This window comes from Aquitalea pelogenes (assembly GCF_001515305.1).
GTDB lineage: Bacteria > Pseudomonadota > Gammaproteobacteria > Burkholderiales > Chromobacteriaceae > Aquitalea > Aquitalea pelogenes.
In genome coordinates this window covers 35,588-53,855 of record NZ_LNQV01000019.1, presented here as the reverse complement: position 1 = coordinate 53,855, position 18,268 = coordinate 35,588, and the positions used below count along the sequence as shown (strand labels likewise).

Here is an 18,268-nt window from a genome sequence, read left to right as displayed (position 1 = left end):
ATGCCAGAAAAATGGGCCGCGCCATGCAGCGTGGCTGCCGTCGCAAGGGAAACGACGCATCCGGATAAAGAGACCACAACAAGGAGACACACAATGCAGCACGCCAGCTACGTGCACGGAGCCAGTCAGCAGCCACTGATTGGCAAGACCATCGGCCAGATGTTTGACGAAGCCTGCCAGCACCACGCCCAGCGGGACGCCCTGGTGGTACGCCAGCAAGGCATACGCTGGAGTTATGCCCAGTTACAGGAGCAAGTGGACCGGATGGCGTGCAGCCTGATGCGCCTTGGCCTTGAGCCGGGCGAGCGCATCGGCATCTGGTCACAGAACAACGCCGAATGGGTGCTGACGCAGTTTGCCACCGCCAAGGCCGGGCTGGTGCTGGTGAATATCAACCCGGCTTACCGCCGTGCCGAGCTGGAATATGCGATTAACAAGGTAGGTTGCCGCGCCCTGATTGCTTCGCCCAGCTTCAAGAGCAGCAATTACATCGAGATGCTGCAAGACTTGCTGCCTGAATTGGCAGGCAGCCAGCCCGGTCAGCTCAAGGCCGCCCGCATGCCGCAGCTGGAATGGGTGATCCGTATGGGCCAGCAGGCCACGCCGGGCATGCTGGGGTTTGCCGAACTGTTGTCCGAACCGACCCCAGCCGAGCGGATGGCTTTGCAGCAGTTGGGTGATCGCCTGCAATTCGATGATGCCATCAACATCCAGTTCACCTCCGGCACCACCGGCAGCCCCAAGGGGGCTACGCTGTCGCATCACAATATTCTCAATAACGCCTTCTTTACCGGACAGGCCATGGGTTTCAGTCCGGCCGACCGGCTGTGCATCCCGGTGCCGCTGTACCACTGTTTCGGCATGGTGCTGGGCACGCTTACCTGCCTCACGCATGGGGCATGCATGGTGTTCCCGGCAGAAAGCTTCGATGCACTCAGCGTGCTGCAAACCGTGCAGGAAGAACGCTGTACCGCGCTGCATGGGGTGCCCACCATGTTCATCGGTTTGCTGGACCACGCCCAGTTCGCGCAATTCGACCTGTCCAGCCTGCGCACCGGCGTGATGGCCGGCAGCCCTTGTCCCATCGAGGTGATGAAGCGCGTCACTACCCTGATGCACATGTCGCAAGTCACCATTGGCTACGGCATGACGGAAACCAGCCCGCTCAGCTTCCAGAGCAGTGCCGACACCCCGCTGGACAAGCGCGTGTCTACCGTAGGGCAGGTGCATCCGCATGTGGAGGTCAAGATTGTCGATAACGATGGCCACATCGTGCCGCATGGCGAAACCGGGGAGCTGCTGACCCGTGGCTATTCGGTAATGCTGGGCTATTGGGACGACCCGCAGAAAACCGCCGACTCCATCGACCGTTCCGGCTGGATGCACAGCGGAGACTTGGCAGTGATGGATGCCGAGGGTTATGTGAATATCGTGGGCCGGGTGAAGGACATGGTGATTCGCGGCGGCGAAAACATCTACCCGCGAGAGGTGGAGGAGTTCTTCTACCGTCATCCCAAGATTCAGGAAGTGCAGGTGATTGGCGTGCCGGACGACCGCTTTGGCGAGGAACTGTGTGCCTGGATCAAGCTGCGCGATGGCGAACAGGCCAGCATCGAGGATATGCGTGCCTTTTGCCAGGGCCAGATCGCCCATTACAAGATTCCGCGCTACATCGAATTTGTCGACAGCTTTCCCATGACCATTACCGGCAAGATCCAGAAGTTTGTCATGCGCCAGCAAATGAAGGAAAAACTGGGGCTGAACGACAGTCAGACTGCGTAAACGCAGATGGATCAAACTTTGTATGCACAGGCCCCGGCGAGCCGGGGCTTTTTTCGCTACAATGCGCCCATTCAATCTGACCGCTAGGAGCGCACCATGACTGATATCGTATTCAATGACGCCGATCTGGCCCGGCTGGAACAGTTGCTGACGCCCCTGTCGATCAGTGGCAGCACCATGCGCCCGGACGAAGTACAAGGCTTCTTTGCCGCGCTGGCCAGCGGACCGGATGTCGCCGACCGCAGCATGTGGCTGGCTGAAGTGCTGGGCGATGCCCCGGCTTTTGAAAATGCCGAAGAACAGGCGGAGCTGGAAGCCCTGCTGCAAAAGCTGTTTGATGTTACCGCCCATGTGCTGGCCGATGGCCGCGAACTGGACCTGATCCTGTACGCCGACGAAGACGGCGACGACGATGAAGCCGACTACTGGCCGTGGTGCAATGCCTATCTGTACGCGCTGGACGTGGTGGATACCGACTGGTTCGAAGCAGCGGACGATGAAGGCTTCGAAGACCTGCTGATGCCGATTCTGGTGCTGGGCGGCATGTTCGAGGAAGAAGACGGAGAAGACCTGGTCACCTTTACCGACGAGGAAAAGGAAGACTGCAAGGAACAGCTGCCAGAGGCCCTGATTGCCGTATTCAACTACTGGCGCGCCAAGGCACAGGCTCCGGCCACCGTACGCCGTGAAGGCGAAAAGGTGGGCCGCAACGACCCTTGCCCCTGCGGTAGCGGCAAGAAGTACAAGGCCTGCTGCGGCAGCAACTGAGTTTTCTGCCGGTCTGCGGGCTGGTGAATGCCCTACCTGAAAGCCTCCACACGGAGGCTTTTTCTTTTACTGCCATGTGGTGGTCATGGTTCAGGATTGATGCAGGTATGAAATGAAATCCTGTTGTTCGGCACTAAGTGGTTCATGCTTGCGCGTCAAGATGCCAAAAGGAGGGAGTGGTATGTCTACCTTGATTGGCAATATCTGCACGATGCCCATCTCCAGATAGTCTGACATGGCAGATTCCGCTAACAGCATCACCGCATTGGTGCGTTGAATCAGTTGCAGCATGGAGTAAACCGAATTGCTCTCGATGATATTGCCGGGCAAGGGCAGTGCGGCGTGCAGCAGATATTGCTCCAATGCCATGCGTGCTGGACTGCTGGGTGCTTGTAATATCCATGGCCAGTCTCGTAGTAATACCGGCAATTCGATATGTTGCTGTTGCAATAACACATGGTGTTTAGCCACCACCAGTCGCAATACTTCATTACCCATTGGCCAAAAATCAAAAGCCGCATCTTCGGTTTTCGCGCTGCGCCGGGCAATGGCCAGGTCGATGCGTCCTTGTTCCAGCAGGCGGATCACTTCGTCGCTGGTGTCTCCCATCACGCGGATGCACAGGCGGGGCCTTTCCTGTTTCAAACGTGCAATCGCCGCCATGACCCGCTCGGGTGCCGCACCCATGATGGCACCCACTGACAAGTAGCCAAAGCCTTCTTTCTTCTGCACTGCCAGCGTCTGCATGCAGCCTTCCAGGTGGTGCAGGCTGCGGGTGGCAAATTTGACCAACACCACGCCCAGTGCCGTGGGGCGCATGCCATGTGGCAGGCGGTCAAACAGCTGGCAATCAAACATATCCTCGATTTCCTGCAGCATGCGGCTGGCAGCTGGTTGCGACATATGCATGCCTTCCGCCGTCCGTTTCATATTCTGGTTATTCCCCAATAACACCAACATTTGCAAATGCTTGTAACGCAGGCGTTGCAGTAAATGACGGTGCTGTGTTGCTGGCAGCATGGCAGTTTTATCCATAAGCAGAAGGTATTGCCAGTTAATTAAATGTAATTGGATGGTTCTGCGAGTATGTCGTAGTTTTGCTGCTGCCGCTTATTTTCTGATTGTCATCAATGGCCTGATATTTACCAAAGAAAATAAAGATAATTCCTGATTGAATGGGGTGAATATTCTTATGTCGGTTTTATTATTGGCTGAGATTAATTTCGCAAGTCATTCCAGTAAATTCATCCCGGATATTGGTTTTTTCTGATCAGTTTGGATTCGGATATTCAACGTCGGAGCAGTTCACCATGAAGCAAATGCCAGTCATCAAACACGTCCGTGCCTTTACCTTGCAAGGTGGTGGTGCGGATTATCACGATCAGGCCGATGGCCACTGGATTGACGACCACATCGCCACGCCGATGTCCAAATACCCTGCCTACCGGCAGAGCCGACGCAGCTTTGGCATCAATGTGCTGGGCACGCTGGTGGTGGAGGTGGAAGACAGCGCCGGCAATGTCGGCTTTGCCGTGACGACAGGCGGCGAACCGGCAGCTTTCATCGTCGAGCGCCATCTGGCGCGTTTCGTGGAAGGGGCCCGGGTTTGCGATATCGAGCGCATCTGGGACCAGATGTACCACGGCACCCTGTTTTACGGACGCAAGGGCCTGGTGCTCAACGCCATTTCCGGGGTGGACCTGGCCTTGTGGGATTTGCTGGGCAAGGTGCGGCAGGAGCCGGTGTACCAGTTGCTGGGCGGTGCGGTGCGGGACGAGCTGCAGTTTTATGCCACCGGCGCACGGCCAGACCTCGCCCGCGAAATGGGATTCATCGGCGGGAAAATGCCGCTGCACCACGGGCCGGCAGAGGGGGAGGACGGCCTGCAAAAAAACCTGGCCTTGCTGGCCAGCATGCGCGAGCGGGTAGGCCCGGACTTTTGGCTGATGGTTGACTGCTGGATGAGCCTGGACCTGAACTACGCCACCCGTCTGGCACAGGCGGCAGCGGCGTTTGGCCTGAAATGGATAGAAGAAGCACTGCCGCCGGACGATTACTGGGGCTATGCCGCCTTGCGGCAGCAATTGCCGCCGGGCATGTTGTGCACCACCGGCGAGCACGAGGCCACGCGCTGGGGCTTTCGCATGCTGCTGGAAATGGGCTGCTGCGACATCATCCAGCCCGATGTCGGCTGGTGTGGCGGCATTACCGAGCTGTTGAAAATCTCGGCACTGGCCGATGCGCATCAGGCGCTGGTGATTCCGCATGGCTCCAGCGTGTACAGCTATCACTTTGTCGCCACCCGTCATAACAGCCCGTTTGCCGAATTCCTGATGATGGCACCGCAGGCCGATCGGGTGGTGCCGATGTTCAGTCCACAGCTATTGCACGAGCCGGTGCCGGAAAACGGCCGCATGCCGGTATCGCGGCTGGACCGTCCCGGATTCGGCGTGGAGCTTAATCCCGCCTGCGCCTTGCATCGCCCCTACCTGCACACGCCGGGAGGCTGAGATGACACATGGACAAGCACTTTGCACCCTGGCTTTCCGCATGCAGTTGTTTCCGGGGCAAGCCGAGGAATATCAACGGCGCCATGCCGCCATCTGGCCGGAACTGAAAACCGCGCTACTGGATGCCGGCATTGTCGAGTACCGCATTTTTCATGATGACAATGATGACGCCTTGTTTGCCGTGCTGTATTGCCGGCAGCCCGGCCGGCTGGCTGACCTGCCCAGCCTGCCGGTGATGCAGCAATGGTGGGCCTATATGGCCGACATCATGGTGACCCAGCCAGACCTTTCGCCGGTACAGGTAGGCTTGTGCAGCATGTTTGTGCTGAGTACGGGGGAGGGGCCGCCATGCGCATCGTAGACGCCCATTGCCATTTCTGGTGGCTGGGGGGAGGGCAGTACCCCTGGCTGACCCGGCGCAAGCCCAATCTGCTGGGTGATTACGCCGCGCTGGCACGTGACTTCCTGTTGCCGGACCTGAGACAGCTGGCCGAGCAGGCCGATATCGAGCTGGCGGGCGTGGTGCATATCGAAGCCAATGCGACGGATGCGCTGGAGGAAACCCGCCAACTGGAACACATGCTCGACTTGTCCGGCGATACCTTGCCAGTTGCTTTGCTGCCTTTTCTCGATTTGGCCAACCCTCAGGTGGCGGATCAGCTTGCCCGGCAACTGGCAGCTTCCACCCGCGTACGTGGCGTGCGGCAGATTCTCAACGTGCATGCCGACCCGCAGTTCGACTATGTGGGCCGCCACTACATGCGCGAGGCGCAATGGCAGTGCGGGATGGCCTTGCTGGAACGCCACGGCCTGATCTTCGAATTGCAAATCTACCCCTCACAAATGCAGGAAGCTGCTGCGCTGGCCAGGCGTTATCCGGCGGTGCGCTTTGCGCTGAATCATGCCGGCATGTATGTGGATCGCCATGCCCCTGCCGGCTGGCGCGCGTGGCGGGATGGCATGCGTGCCCTGGCAGCCTGCCCGAATGTGCAGGTAAAGCTGAGCGGTTTCGGCATGCTCGACCACCACTGGACCGAGGACAGTCTGCGGCCGCTGGTGTACGAGGCCATCGACGCCTTCGGCAGCGCACGCTGCATGTTTGCTTCCAATTTCCCGGTGTGCAGCCTGTACACCTCCTACCGCAGGCTGTGGCAGGCCTATGACAACTTGCTGGCGCAGGCAGCGGCACATGAGCGGCGTGCCATGTTTGCCGACAACGCCTGGCGTTTTTACCAATTGGGAGACTAGCCAGATGGCCATCATTCTGCTGGGCCTGTTGTTTCATTTCATCGGCTCGTTTTCGTCCGCCAGTTTTTATCTGCCGTATCGCAGCGTGCGGCTGTGGTCCTGGGAAAACTTCTGGCTGCTGGGCGGCTTGTTTTCCTGGCTGATTGCCCCGTGGCTGGCCATTGCGCTGACCATTCCGGGTTTTGCTTCCATCCTTGAGGCGGCCGACAGCGGGACACTGGGCTGGACTTACTTCTTCGGCGTGTTATGGGGCATCGGTGGCCTCACCTTTGGCCTGGCCATGCGCTATATCGGCCTGTCGCTGGGCATGTCCATCATCATGGGCCTGACATCCGCCCTGGGTGCCCTGATGCCGCCGTTGTTCAATGACCTGTTTGGCCGCGAGGATGGTTTGCGCCAGAGCCAGATGCTGCTCAGCAGCGGCGGGCAGATGGTGCTGCTGGGCGTGCTGGGCTCGCTGATCGGCATCGTGTTGTGCGGGGTGGCCGGCATGCGCAAGGAGCGCGAAGTCGATCTGGCAACCAAGCAAAGTGCGGTCAGGGAATTCAACATGAAAAAGGGCATCGCCGTTGCGCTGGTGTCCGGTTGCCTGAGTGCCTGCTTCAGCTATGGCATCAATGCGGGCAAACCACTGGCCTTGGCCGCGGTGGCGCACGGTGCCAATTCCCTGTTCATGAACAATCTGACCTTTGCCGTCATCATGCTCGGTGGCCTCACCACCAATGCGTTGTGGTGTCTGCACCTGTCCTTGCGCCGTCGCAGTCTGGGCGAATTCGTCAATCGCAACACCCCCTTGCTGCGCAACTACCTGCTGTGCGCGCTGGGTGGCTTGCTGTGGTATCTGCAGTTCTTCTTTTATGGCATGGGCGAAAGCCGCTTGCATAACCCCACCAGCTCATGGGTGCTGCACATGTCTTTCATCATCCTGATTTCCAATCTGTGGGGTGTCTGCCTGGGCGAGTGGCGCGGCACTGCGCGGCAGACACGCCGCATCCTGTTGCTGGGCATTGTGGTCATCATTGCCGCCATCGGCATGGTGGGTTTTGGTAGTGCCGTCCATTAAGACTCGCTAACAAAACCCCCGCTCCAGCGTTGCGCCGCCTTGCCGAACGCCTCGTACTGTCTGCGGCGGCGCGCCTTGGCTCGGGTTCTCTACGAGGTTTTGTTAGCAGCGCTAAGCACGGCTGGCAAAACGGGATTTGTCCTTGGCCCCGGCCTGCGGTGATGGACATGGGATCAAGGGTTTGCTGTCGCACATCGGGCTGGTATCGCCGGTATTTCTGAGGAGACAAAGCGATGTTGTTAGCAGGTAAGCGAGTGGTGATTACCGGGGCGTCCCGTGGCATAGGGCGGGCCATTGCACTGGGCTGTGCCCGCCATGGGGCGGATGTGATGCTGGGCCACAGTGGCCGCAGTAGTGCGGATGACATCCTGACGTTGCGTCACCAGATTGAGGTTCTGGGACGCAAGGTGGCCGATCAGGCGGGTGATATTGCCGATCCCGACACCGGTGCTGCGCTGATTGCCATGGCGGTGGAGCGCCTGGGCGGGGTGGATGTCTTCATCAGCAATGCCGGCATCTGTCCCTTCCACGCCTTTCTGGACATGCCGCACGAGACGTATTACCGCACAGTGAATACCAATCTCAACGGTGCCTATTTTGCGGTACAGGCGGCCGCAAGGCAGATGCAGCAGCAGGGCGAAGGCGGTGCCATCATTGCAGTCAGCTCCATCAGTGCCCTGGTGGGCGGTGGCATGCAAACCCACTACACCCCCACCAAGGCCGGTTTGCTGTCGCTGATGCAGTCCTGCGCCATTGCCTTGGGGCCGTTTGGCATCCGCTGCAATGCCTTGCTGCCGGGCACCATAGAAACCGACATCAACCGGGAGGATCTGGCCGACCCGCACAAGCGCAGCACTATGCAAAACCGCATCCCGCTGGGGCGGCTGGGACAGCCGGAGGATCTGGTCGGTCCGGCGGTGTTCCTGGCCTCAGACCTGGCGCGTTATGTCACCGGGGCCAGCCTGCTGGTGGATGGCGGCATGTATGTCAATCTGCAATAGGAGTTGCCCATGCAACTGCCAAGTAATCAATTCAAACTTGCCTTAAGGCAGATGCCCACCTCTTCGCCCTTGTACGGTATCTGGGCTGGCATGGCTTCCGCCTATAGCGCGGAAATCCTGGCGACCACCGGCCATGACTGGATTCTGCTCGATGGCGAGCATGCGCCCAATACCGTGCCCACGCTGTTGGGACAGCTACAGGCGCTGGCGGCTTATCCCGTCAATCCGGTGGTGCGCATCCCGCATGGCGACCCGGCATTGATCAAGCAGGTGCTGGATATCGGTGCGCAAAGCCTGATGGTGCCGATGGTGGAGAGCGCAGCACAGGCCGCAGCGCTGGTGCGGGCCATGCGTTACCCGCCAGCGGGGATACGTGGTGTCGGCGGCGGACTGATTCGTGCCACCCGCTGGGATGCGGTGGCGGATTACATACCGCAGGCCGATCAGGCACTGTGCCTGGTGGTGCAGATCGAATCTTCACGCGGGGTGGAAAACGCGGCGCAGATCGCCGCTGTGGAAGGGGTGGATGCCATTTTTATCGGCCCGGCGACTTATCCACCAGCATGGGCCACGCCGGTAATGCCAGCCATGCCGACGTCCAGCACAGCATCCGCCACGTCATTGACAGCTGCCTGGCGCAGGGCAAGGCCTGCGGCATTCTGGCGCCCAATGAGCAGGATGCCCGCCGTTATGCCGAGTGGGGTTGCAGCTTTATTGCCATCAGCATCGATATCCCGCTGCTGCGTCAGGCGGCACTGGCCAGCCTGGCACGTTTCCGCGCTTCTTCTTTATCTGTCACCAGCAAGCAGGGCTATTAGCCATCCCCCGGCCAGAGCCCATGCTGGTGATGTGCGCCCAGCATGGCAACATGATTTTTCAGGAGCATTCCGATGTCTGAAATTCAGCAATGGCTGATTTGAAACGACGCAGGGTTACCGTACTGGGATACACCAATCCGGCATCGGTGGGGCTGACGGCAAGCATGGTCTGTACGAGTACACGCATAGTCATGTGGTGTATTTGCAGGCTTGAGTTGCATTGCTTCCTGCTGGACATGAGTACTTGCTTGCCCGTGCTGTCATGCAAAAAGCATGACAGTGCGTGACGGTTTTGATTAGAATGAAACCGAGAGTACGAGCTCTCTTTTTTTCATTCCTTTATTCATAAGCCCGGTTTTTCCGGGCTTTTTTTTGTTTTCCGACAGCTACTTGGCGGCAATCTGGCGAAAAAAAACGCCCCGCAGGGCCGTGCAAAGGGTAGAGCCAGCAATCAATCAGAACGCGAAGTGTTCTTCATCCAGCGCCATCAGCGGTGCAGCACCGCCCTTGATGCGCGCCAGCAGGGTATGCACTTCGGGGAAGAGTTTGGCCATGTAGAAGCGGCCGGTGGCAATCTTGGCCTGGTAGAAGGCATCATCGCCCTTACCCAGGCTGGCATGTGCCACTTCAGCCATGCGCGCCCACAGCCAGGCATAGGTCAGATGGCCGATCAGGCGCAGGTAGTCGGTAGCGGCTGCACCGGCTTCGTCCTTGTTCTGCAGGCTGGCCATGCCCACGCCCATGGTCACTTCGCCGACATCCTTCATCAGCCTGGACAGCGGAGCAATGTATTCGGCCAACTTGGCATTGCCTTCATTGGCCTGGCAGAACTGGTGAATCTGCTTGGTGAACTTGCGCAGTTTCTGGCCCTGATCCAGCAATACCTTGCGGCCCAGCAGGTCGATGGCCTGGATGCCATTGGTGCCTTCGTAAATTTGCGAGATGCGGCAGTCGCGTACCAGCTGCTCCATGCCCCATTCGCGGATGAAGCCATGGCCACCAAATACCTGCATGCCCATATTGGCTGCTTCAAAACCGTTATCGGTCATGAAGGCCTTGGCCACCGGGGTGAGCAGGGCCACCAGGTCCGCCGCGTCCTGACGCTGCGCGGCATCCGGATGCTTGTCTTCGATATCCAGTTGCAAGGCCAGCAGGGCGGTCAATGCGCGGCCGGCTTCGGTATAGGCTTTCTGGGTCAGCAACATGCGGCGCACGTCCGGATGCACGATGATGGGGTCAGCCGGCTTGTCCGGGCATTTGTTGCCGGTGAGCGCACGCATTTGCAGGCGTTCGCGTGCATAAGCCAGTGCGCCCTGGAAGGACGCTTCGCCAATGCCCAGGCCTTGCATGCCGCAACCCAGACGCGCAGCGTTCATCATGGTGAACATGCAGGCCAGGCCCTTGTTGGCTTCGCCAATCAGCCAGCCTTGTGCCTCATCCAGATTGATCACCGCAGTGGCATTGGCCTTGATGCCCATCTTGTGTTCCAGGCTGCCGCAGGCCACGGTGTTACGGCGGCCATCGGCCAGGAACTTGGGAACGATGAACAGCGAGATGCCCTTCACATCCTTCGGCGCATCCGGCAGGCGGGCCAGGACCAGGTGGATGATGTTGTCGGACATGTCGTGCTCGCCAGCCGAGATGAAAATCTTGGTGCCGGTAATGCGATAGCTGCCATCGGCATTGGGTTCGGCACGGGTTTTCAGCAGGCCCAGGTCGGTACCGCAGTGCGGTTCGGTCAGGCACATGGTGCCGGTCCAGCTGCCATCCACCAGTCGCGGCAGGTAAGTGGCTTTCTGTTCATCACTGCCGTGGGCGTGAATGGCGGCATAGGCGCCGTGCGACAGACCGGGATACATCGACCAAGCCACATTGGACGAACACTGCATTTCCATCACCGGGAAAGCCAGTGATTTGGGCATGCCCTGGCCGCCGTAAGCCGGGTCACAGTCCAGTGCCGGAAAGCCCAGCTCGCAATATTGCTTGTAGGCTTCCTTGAAGCCCGGCGGGGTAGTGACGGACTTGGTGCTGGGGTCGAACTGGCAGCCTTCTTCATCGGCCTGGCGGTTCAGGGGTGCCAGCTCGCTTTCACAGAACTGGGCGGCAGCTTCCAGATAGGAAGTGAAAATGTCCTGGGTGGCTTCTTCGTAGCCGGGCAGCTGCGGGATGATGTCCTGCACCTTGATCAGTTCGTTCAGTACGAAGTCAAAGTCGCGCAATGGTGCATTGTATGCGGGCATGGTGTTTCTCCTGTAGGTTGCGCTGCCCGGGTTTTCCGGGTCGAATAGCCGTGAACGCAAGGCGATTTGATTGCATGCGCTTAATTCAAACGCTTGTTTAAATTATTCCGCCGGCTTTGACAACATCTTTTAGCGGCAGGCTGCTGCTGGTGTGGCATTACGACAACGGGAAGCATCATCTTCATGTCCGCTTTGCGAAAACTGCTGCAACGTGTCAGCAAGGGGCGTCACCACCTGTTGCAGCGCCCATCGCTGCGCTGGCTGGGGCCATTGCTGGACCAGCCGGCCTGCTGGGCATTGAACCGGCGCAAAGTGGCGCGCGGTGTTGCACTGGGGCTGGCCACCGGTTTGCTGCCCGGCCCGCCCAAGCGGCTGTCCACCTTGCTGTTGGCGTTCTGCCTGAAAGTGAATGTGCCGGCAGCCCTGCTGGCAACGCTGTACAGCAACCCGCTCACCATCCTGCCACTTTATTTTCTGGCTTATTCCTGCGGACTGCTGTTACTGGGGGACCCCACTGCAGGTACAATGAGCCAGCCTCCACTCTGGGAGAACCAGACCCTGTGGCAATGGAGCCGCCAGTTGCTTGACTGGTTGTTACTGCTGGGCTGGCCCTTGTTGTTGGGCTTGCTGGTATTGGGGCTGCTGTTGTCGGTGTCGGGCTATGTGCTGGTGATGCTGGGCTGGCGCTGGGCGGTAGTGCGTAACTGGAAGAAAAGAAAGGCAGCACGTGGATCTTGTTGAAAAGCAATTGCAAACCGCATTGGTGTACGAAGGGGGTTTTCTTCAGGTACACAAGGACAAGGTATTGCTGCCCGATGGTGCCGAGGCCAGCCGAGAATACATATTGCACCCCGGTGCGGTAGCCATCCTGGCACTCACGTCTGACCGCCAGCTGGTACTGGAGCGCCAGTACCGTTACCCGGCGGGCCGTGTGTTTGTGGAAATTCCGGCCGGCAAGATAGACCCCGACGAAGCCCCGGCACTGACCGCCAGACGCGAGCTGCTGGAAGAAACCGGTTATCGCGCCGGGCGCTGGCTGCATCTGGGCACGGCGTATCCCTGTATCGGTTATTCCAACGAGCAGATCAGCTACTACCTGGCCGAGGATCTGGAACTGGGTGAGCGCGAACTGGACGAAGGCGAGTTTCTGGAAGTCTTCACCCTGCCGCTGGAGCAGGTGATGCAAATGGCGCTGAGCGGTGAAATCTGCGACAGCAAGTCCATTGTCGGCCTGCATTGGCTGGCTGCCCATCTGGACGGGAGATTGCCTGGTGCCGCCGTTTGACCCCTACCACGAACGGCGCGGTGCGCGCCGCTTGCAGATGGGCTGCAAGGCACGCATCAAGTCGCTGCACACCGGTGAAACACACTATGGCGAGTGTGTTGATCTGTCGGTGGATGGCATGGCCTTTCGTTGCTCCTACGTCCCCCAGCATGGCGAACGCCTGTCGGTGATTGTGCTGGCCCCGGCCGTGGGTGGTTTACCGGGCAAGCCACTGGCTGCGGAAGTGGAAGTCAGGCGCTGCAACGAGGTGAAGCGTGGCCAGGTCTATGAAATTGGCACGCGCATCATCCAGCGCAAAAGCTGAAACAGCTGCTTACAAATTGATACATCTGTAAAAACCCCAGTACTTTTAGTCGGGGTTTTTTTATGTCTTTGATTTTAAAAGATAAAAATTTAACCATGCCAATGGTAAACTCTTTTCCCAGGTTTTTTCTTTAGTCATACTAAGAAAATTCTCTATCAAATTCAGACACTTATATAGATTTTTTAGTGTTTTCAATTGTTTTGTTGCTTTTGCTCTTGCTCTTCCCTGCATGTGCTATACCCAAAAAAAGAGAATCTGAAAGCCAGTCAGTACTCTAAATTTTGCAAGGGGACGGCGGGTGCATCACGCACACCGTGTGGACCTCTGCAACCAGCCAGGAGAGAGCCATGCACCCGGATATCTTGAGCCACTACGCCTCCCGTTACGACAAAACCCGTGAAGAGGAATACACCATCCAGGAGTATCTGGAGATCTGCAAGCGTGATCCCTCTGCCTATGCCACCGCCTCCGAACGCATGCTGGCGGCCATAGGCGAACCGGAGCTGGTGGATACCCGCCACGACCAGCGTTTGTCGCGTATTTTCTCCAACAAGGTCATCAAGGTTTACCCTGCCTTCCGTGAGTTTTACGGCACCGAAGAGGTGATCGAGCAGGTGGTGGCCTATTTCCGCCATGCCGCCCAGGGGCTGGAAGAGAAGAAACAGATTCTCTATCTGCTGGGGCCGGTGGGTGGCGGCAAGTCTTCCATTGCCGAAAAGCTCAAAGAGCTGATGGAGCAAGTGCCGTTCTATTGCCTGAAAGGCAGCCCGCTGAACGAGTCGCCGCTGGGCCTGTTCAACGTGGAAGAAGACGGCGCCATTCTGGAAGAAGAATTCGGCATTCCGCGCCGTTACCTGAAAACCATCCCCAGCCCATGGGCGGTGAAACGGCTGCACGAGTTCAATGGTGATATCGGCCAGTTCAAGGTGGTGAAACGCTATCCCTCGGTGCTGCGCCAGATTGCCGTGGCCAAGACCGAACCGGGCGATGAAAACAACCAGGACATCAGCTCGCTGGTGGGCAAGGTGGATATCCGCAAGCTGGAAAAATATGCCCAGGACGATCCGGATGCCTACAGCTACTCCGGTGGCCTCTGCCTGGCCAACCAGGGTTTGTTGGAATTCGTGGAAATGTTCAAGGCCCCCATCAAGGTGCTGCACCCACTGCTTACGGCTACCCAGGAAAGCAACTTCAAGGGAACCGAAGGCTTCGGCGCGATTCCATTCGACGGCATCGTGCTGGCGCACTCCAATGAGTCGGAGTGGAAACAGTTCCGCAACAACAAGAACAACGAGGCCTTCCTTGACCGTATCTACATCGTCAAGGTGCCGTACTGCCTGCGCGTGACCGAAGAGATCAAGATCTACGACAAGCTGATCCGCAACTCTTCCCTGGGCAATGCACCGTGCGCACCGGGAACGCTGAAGATGATGGCCCAGTTTGCCATCCTGTCGCGGCTGAAAGAGCCGGAAAATTCCAGCCTGTTCAGCAAGATGCAGGTGTACGACGGAGACAACCTGAAAGACACCGATCCCAAGGCCAAGTCACTGCAGGAATATCGCGACTATGCCGGGGTAGACGAGGGCATGAACGGGCTTTCCACCCGCTTTGCCTACAAGATTTTGTCCAAGGTGTTCAACTTTGATAATCAGGAAGTCGCCGCCAACCCGGTGCATCTCTTGTATGTGCTGGAACAGCAGGTTGAGCGCGAGCAGTTCCCGGCCGAGCAGGAACAAAAGTACCTGACTTTCCTGAAAGAGTATCTGGCACCGAAGTATGTCGAGTTCATCGGCAAGGAAATCCAGACCGCTTATCTGGAAAGCTACTCGGAATACGGGCAGAACATTTTCGACCGCTATGTCACCTTCGCCGACTACTGGATTCAGGACCAGGAATACCGCGATCAGGACACCGGCGAAATCTTCGACCGTACCTCGCTCAATGGCGAACTGGAGAAAATCGAAAAACCGGCCGGAATTTCCAATCCCAAGGACTTCCGCAACGAAATCGTCAACTTCGTGCTGCGGGCCCGGGCCAATAACGGTGGCAAGAACCCGACCTGGACCAGCTACGAAAAGCTGCGCACGGTGATCGAGAAGAAGATGTTCTCCAATACCGAAGAGCTGCTGCCGGTGATTTCCTTCAATGCCAAGGCCAGCGTGGAAGATGCCAAGAAGCACGAAGACTTCGTCAACCGCATGGTGGAAAAGGGCTATACCGCCAAGCAGGTACGCCTGTTGTGCGAATGGTATCTGCGGGTACGCAAGTCCTCCTGACCAAGCCGAGCCTGCCGGGTGCGTGCGCCCGGCATGGCGGCACCAATTCTGGCCCGGCCTGTCTTAATTGACAGGTCCGGCATGGCTTGGCGCAGGTATGCAGCTATGCCCCGTCAGGCCGCAGGAGACAACAGCGAGGTTGCCATGTCCCACATCATAGACAGACGCCTGAACGGCAAGAACAAGTCCGCGGTCAACCGCGAGCGCTTCTTGCGCCGCTTCAAGGCGCAAATCAAGGAAGCCGTCTCCCGTGCGGTGAAGGGGCGCAGCATCACCGATATCGAGAGTGGCGAGAAGGTGTCCATTCCGGTCAAGGATATTTCCGAGCCGGTATTCCATCATGGCCAGGGCGGGGTGCGCGAACAGGTGCATCCGGGCAATGAGGAATTCATCCGTGGCGACCGCATTGCCCGTCCGCAAGGCGGAGGAGGGGGCGGAGGCGGTGGCAAGGCCAGCCAGGACGGCGAGGGTGAGGACGATTTTGTCTTCGAGCTGTCGCGCGAAGAATTTCTCAATGTGTTCTTTGATGACCTGGCGCTGCCCAACCTGATCAAGACCCAGCTGATGGGGGTGGAAGAACTCAAGCAGGTGCGGGCCGGTTATACCAATGACGGCACGCCGGCCAATATCAGCATCGTGCGTTCCTTGCGCGGTGCGCTGGCGCGGCGGGTGGCCATGGCTGCGCCAACGCTGGCCCGGCTGGGCGAGGCCGAGGAGGACCTGGACGCGCTGCTGGAATCGGACGATGAAAGCACCCAGGAAGTGCGCGAGCAACGCAAGCGCATCCATCTGTTGCGCGAGAAGCTGGGCAGCATTCCCTTCATCGACCCCTTCGACCTGCGTTACAACAACCGCATCCAGCAGCCCAAGCCCACCAGCCAGGCGGTGATGTTCTGCATCATGGACGTGTCCGGCTCCATGGACGAGCAGAAGAAGGATATGGCCAAGCGCTTTTTCATCCTGCTCTACCTGTTCTTGCAGCGTAACTACGACAAGATCGAAGTGGTGTTCATCCGCCATCACACCAGTGCGGTGGAAGTGAATGAAGAGGACTTTTTCCATTCGCGCGAAAGCGGCGGCACCGTGGTGTCCTCCGCGCTCAACCTGATGGCGGACATCGTCAAGAAACGCTACAGCAGCAGCGAGTGGAACATCTACGCCGCCCAGGCATCCGACGGCGACAACTGGGACAGTGATTCGGCCAATTGCGGTCGCATCATGGAAGAACAACTGCTGCCTTACTGCCAGTATTTCGCCTACATCGAAATCACCGAAGGGGAGCCGCAGAACCTGTGGTACGAGTACCTCAAGGTCAAGGAGCGTCAGCGTCACTTTGCCATGCAGAAAATCCGCTCGGCCTCCGACATTTATCCGGTTTTCCGGGAGCTGTTCAAACGCCAGCCAGCCACGCGCGCTTGAGCGCAAGGGCTGTCAGCCAAGGGGAAAACAGCATGACACCCATTTCCACCGGGTCCGAATGGACCTTCGACCTGATTGACGAGTACGACCGCGAAATCCGCAAGATTGCGGTGGATGAATTCAAGCTGGATGTCTATCCCAACCAGCTGGAAGTGATTACGGCCGAGCAGATGATGGATGCCTATTCCTCGGTAGGCATGCCGGTGAATTATCACCACTGGAGCTTCGGCAAGCATTTCGTCTCCACCGAAAAAAGCTACAAGCGCGGCCAGATGGGCCTGGCTTACGAGATCGTCATCAACTCCAGCCCCTGCATTGCCTACCTGATGGAAGAGAACTCCATGACCATGCAGGCGCTGGTGATTGCCCATGCCGCCTATGGTCACAACAGCTTCTTCAAGGGCAATTACCTGTTCCGTGCCTGGACCGATGCCTCGGCCATTGTCGATTATCTGGTGTTTGCCAAGTCCTACATCAGCAAATGCGAGGAACGCTATGGCATCGATGCGGTGGAAGAGCTGCTGGATTCCTGCCATGCGCTGATGAACTACGGCGTGGACCGCTACAAGCGGCCACAAAAACTGTCGCTGGCCGAAGAACAGGCGCGGCAGGAAGAGCGCGAACAATATCTGCAAATGCAGGTGAACGACCTGTGGCGCACCATTCCGCGCCGTGACCGGGATGACGCCAATCGCGAACCGCCGCGCTTTCCGGCAGAGCCGCAGGAAAACCTGCTGTACTTCATCGAAAAATCCGCGCCGCTACTGGAACCATGGCAGCGCGAGCTGGTGCGCATCGTGCGCAAGGTGGCGCAGTATTTCTACCCGCAACGCCAGACCCAGGTGATGAACGAGGGCTGGGCCACGTTCTGGCACTACACCATACTCAACCGCCTGTATGAGAAAGGGCTGGTGACCGATGGTTTCATGATGGAGTTTCTGCAAAGTCACACCAATGTGGTGTACCAGCCGCCGGTGACTGCACGCTGGTATAACGGCATCAACCCGTATGCGCTGGGTTTTGCCATGTATCAGGACATCAAGCGCATTTGCGAGAACCCCACCGAGGAAGACCGGGCCTGGTTCCCTGACCTGGCTGGTAGCGACTGGCGTACATCGCTGGAATTCGCCATGAAGAACTTCAAGGACGAGAGCTTCATCTCGCAGTACCTGTCACCCAAGCTGATTCGCGAATTCCGCCTGTTTGCCATTCGTGATGACGACCTTGAGGACAAGCTGGAAGTGTCGGCCATTCATGATGAAAACGGCTACCGCGACATCCGCAGCAAGCTGGCCGAGCAATACAATCTGGGTTCGCGCGAGCCGAATATCCAGGTGTGGTCGGTGAATGTACGCGGGGATCGCAGCCTCACCCTGCGTCACACCATGCACAATCGCCGTCCGCTGGACGAAGGCAGTGCGCAGGAAGTGCTCAAGCACGTAGGGCGCTTGTGGGGCTTTGATGTGCGGCTGGAAAGCGCGGACAGCGATGGCAGCATTACCCAGCGTTTTGAAGTGAAATCCAATCTGGAGCTACAACGCCTGTAGCCGCAGT

15 protein-coding genes and 1 pseudogene are annotated in these 18,268 nt (G+C 58.3%); 14 read left to right on the top strand and 2 right to left on the bottom strand.

Features of this window, described 5'->3' with window-relative positions; genetic code table 11:
- The first annotated feature begins 93 nt into the window (after positions 1–93).
- Together AWT75_RS10175 and AWT75_RS10170 are read left to right on the top strand one after the other, a co-directional pair.
- A complete protein-coding gene (locus AWT75_RS10175) occupies positions 94–1,782 on the top strand; it encodes an AMP-binding protein (protein ID WP_062789074.1) in 1,689 nt (562 codons plus the stop codon).
- A 96-nt stretch (positions 1,783–1,878) separates the two neighbouring features.
- On the top strand, positions 1,879–2,550 hold the full coding sequence (locus AWT75_RS10170; protein WP_062789073.1) for a YecA family protein: 672 nt from the start codon (positions 1,879–1,881) through the stop codon (positions 2,548–2,550).
- Positions 2,551–2,640: 90 nt separating this feature from the next.
- On the opposite strand, the gene AWT75_RS10165 is transcribed toward AWT75_RS10170, so the two are convergent.
- The gene (locus AWT75_RS10165) at positions 2,641–3,510 is read right to left on the bottom strand and encodes a LysR family transcriptional regulator (protein WP_275575736.1); all 870 of its coding nucleotides are present in this window, start codon (positions 3,508–3,510) and stop codon (positions 2,641–2,643) included.
- A 350-nt stretch (positions 3,511–3,860) separates the two neighbouring features.
- Here AWT75_RS10165 and rhmD point away from each other — a divergent pair, with 350 nt between their 5' ends.
- From rhmD to AWT75_RS23825, 6 genes and pseudogenes are all read left to right on the top strand, one after another.
- Positions 3,861–5,060 (top strand): L-rhamnonate dehydratase, encoded by a 1,200-nt coding sequence (gene rhmD, locus AWT75_RS10160; protein ID WP_062789071.1) that lies wholly within the window; start codon positions 3,861–3,863, stop codon positions 5,058–5,060.
- A gap of 1 nt (position 5,061) precedes the next feature.
- A complete protein-coding gene (locus AWT75_RS10155) occupies positions 5,062–5,421 on the top strand; it encodes an L-rhamnose mutarotase (RefSeq protein WP_062789070.1) in 360 nt (119 codons plus the stop codon).
- Positions 5,409–6,308 carry an amidohydrolase family protein gene (locus AWT75_RS10150; protein WP_045847125.1) on the top strand — a complete coding sequence of 300 codons (900 nt, stop codon included), beginning with the start codon at positions 5,409–5,411 and terminating at the stop codon, positions 6,306–6,308. Before AWT75_RS10155 ends, AWT75_RS10150 begins: the two co-directional genes overlap by 13 nt.
- A 4-nt stretch (positions 6,309–6,312) precedes the next feature.
- A complete protein-coding gene (gene rhaT, locus AWT75_RS10145; protein WP_062789069.1) occupies positions 6,313–7,371 on the top strand; it encodes an L-rhamnose/proton symporter RhaT in 1,059 nt (352 codons plus the stop codon).
- Between the two features lie 233 nt (positions 7,372–7,604).
- Positions 7,605–8,372, top strand: coding sequence for an L-rhamnose 1-dehydrogenase Lra1 (locus AWT75_RS10140; protein ID WP_062789068.1), 768 nt, complete (start codon positions 7,605–7,607; stop codon positions 8,370–8,372).
- A gap of 9 nt (positions 8,373–8,381) precedes the next feature.
- Positions 8,382–9,190 (top strand): annotated as a pseudogene (locus AWT75_RS23825) (HpcH/HpaI aldolase family protein).
- 455 nt (positions 9,191–9,645) lie between these two features.
- On the opposite strand, the gene AWT75_RS10130 reads toward AWT75_RS23825, so the two are convergent.
- Positions 9,646–11,430, bottom strand: coding sequence for an acyl-CoA dehydrogenase C-terminal domain-containing protein (locus AWT75_RS10130; protein WP_062789067.1), 1,785 nt, complete (start codon positions 11,428–11,430; stop codon positions 9,646–9,648).
- 183 nt (positions 11,431–11,613) lie between these two features.
- Between AWT75_RS10130 and AWT75_RS10125 the strand changes: the two genes are divergently transcribed.
- The 6 genes from AWT75_RS10125 to AWT75_RS10100 all read left to right on the top strand — a co-directional run bounded on the left by AWT75_RS10125 (position 11,614) and on the right by AWT75_RS10100 (position 18,261).
- On the top strand, positions 11,614–12,171 hold the full coding sequence (locus AWT75_RS10125; RefSeq protein WP_062789066.1) for a DUF2062 domain-containing protein: 558 nt from the start codon (positions 11,614–11,616) through the stop codon (positions 12,169–12,171).
- Positions 12,158–12,715, top strand: a complete 558-nt coding sequence (locus tag AWT75_RS10120) for an NUDIX domain-containing protein (RefSeq protein ID WP_045847132.1) — start codon at positions 12,158–12,160, stop codon at positions 12,713–12,715. The genes AWT75_RS10125 and AWT75_RS10120 overlap by 14 nt, the downstream gene beginning before the upstream one ends.
- Complete coding sequence (locus AWT75_RS10115) at positions 12,702–13,019, top strand: PilZ domain-containing protein (protein WP_082086463.1); 318 nt, start codon at positions 12,702–12,704, stop codon at positions 13,017–13,019. The genes AWT75_RS10120 and AWT75_RS10115 overlap by 14 nt, the downstream gene beginning before the upstream one ends.
- A 347-nt stretch (positions 13,020–13,366) precedes the next feature.
- Complete coding sequence (locus AWT75_RS10110; protein WP_045847133.1) at positions 13,367–15,295, top strand: PrkA family serine protein kinase; 1,929 nt, start codon at positions 13,367–13,369, stop codon at positions 15,293–15,295.
- Between the two features lie 144 nt (positions 15,296–15,439).
- Positions 15,440–16,714: a YeaH/YhbH family protein gene (locus AWT75_RS10105; protein ID WP_045847217.1), complete on the top strand. Its 1,275-nt coding sequence runs from the start codon at positions 15,440–15,442 to the stop codon at positions 16,712–16,714.
- A 32-nt stretch (positions 16,715–16,746) separates the two neighbouring features.
- A complete protein-coding gene (locus AWT75_RS10100) occupies positions 16,747–18,261 on the top strand; it encodes a SpoVR family protein (RefSeq protein WP_062789065.1) in 1,515 nt (504 codons plus the stop codon).
- The last annotated feature ends 7 nt before the right edge of the window (positions 18,262–18,268 follow it).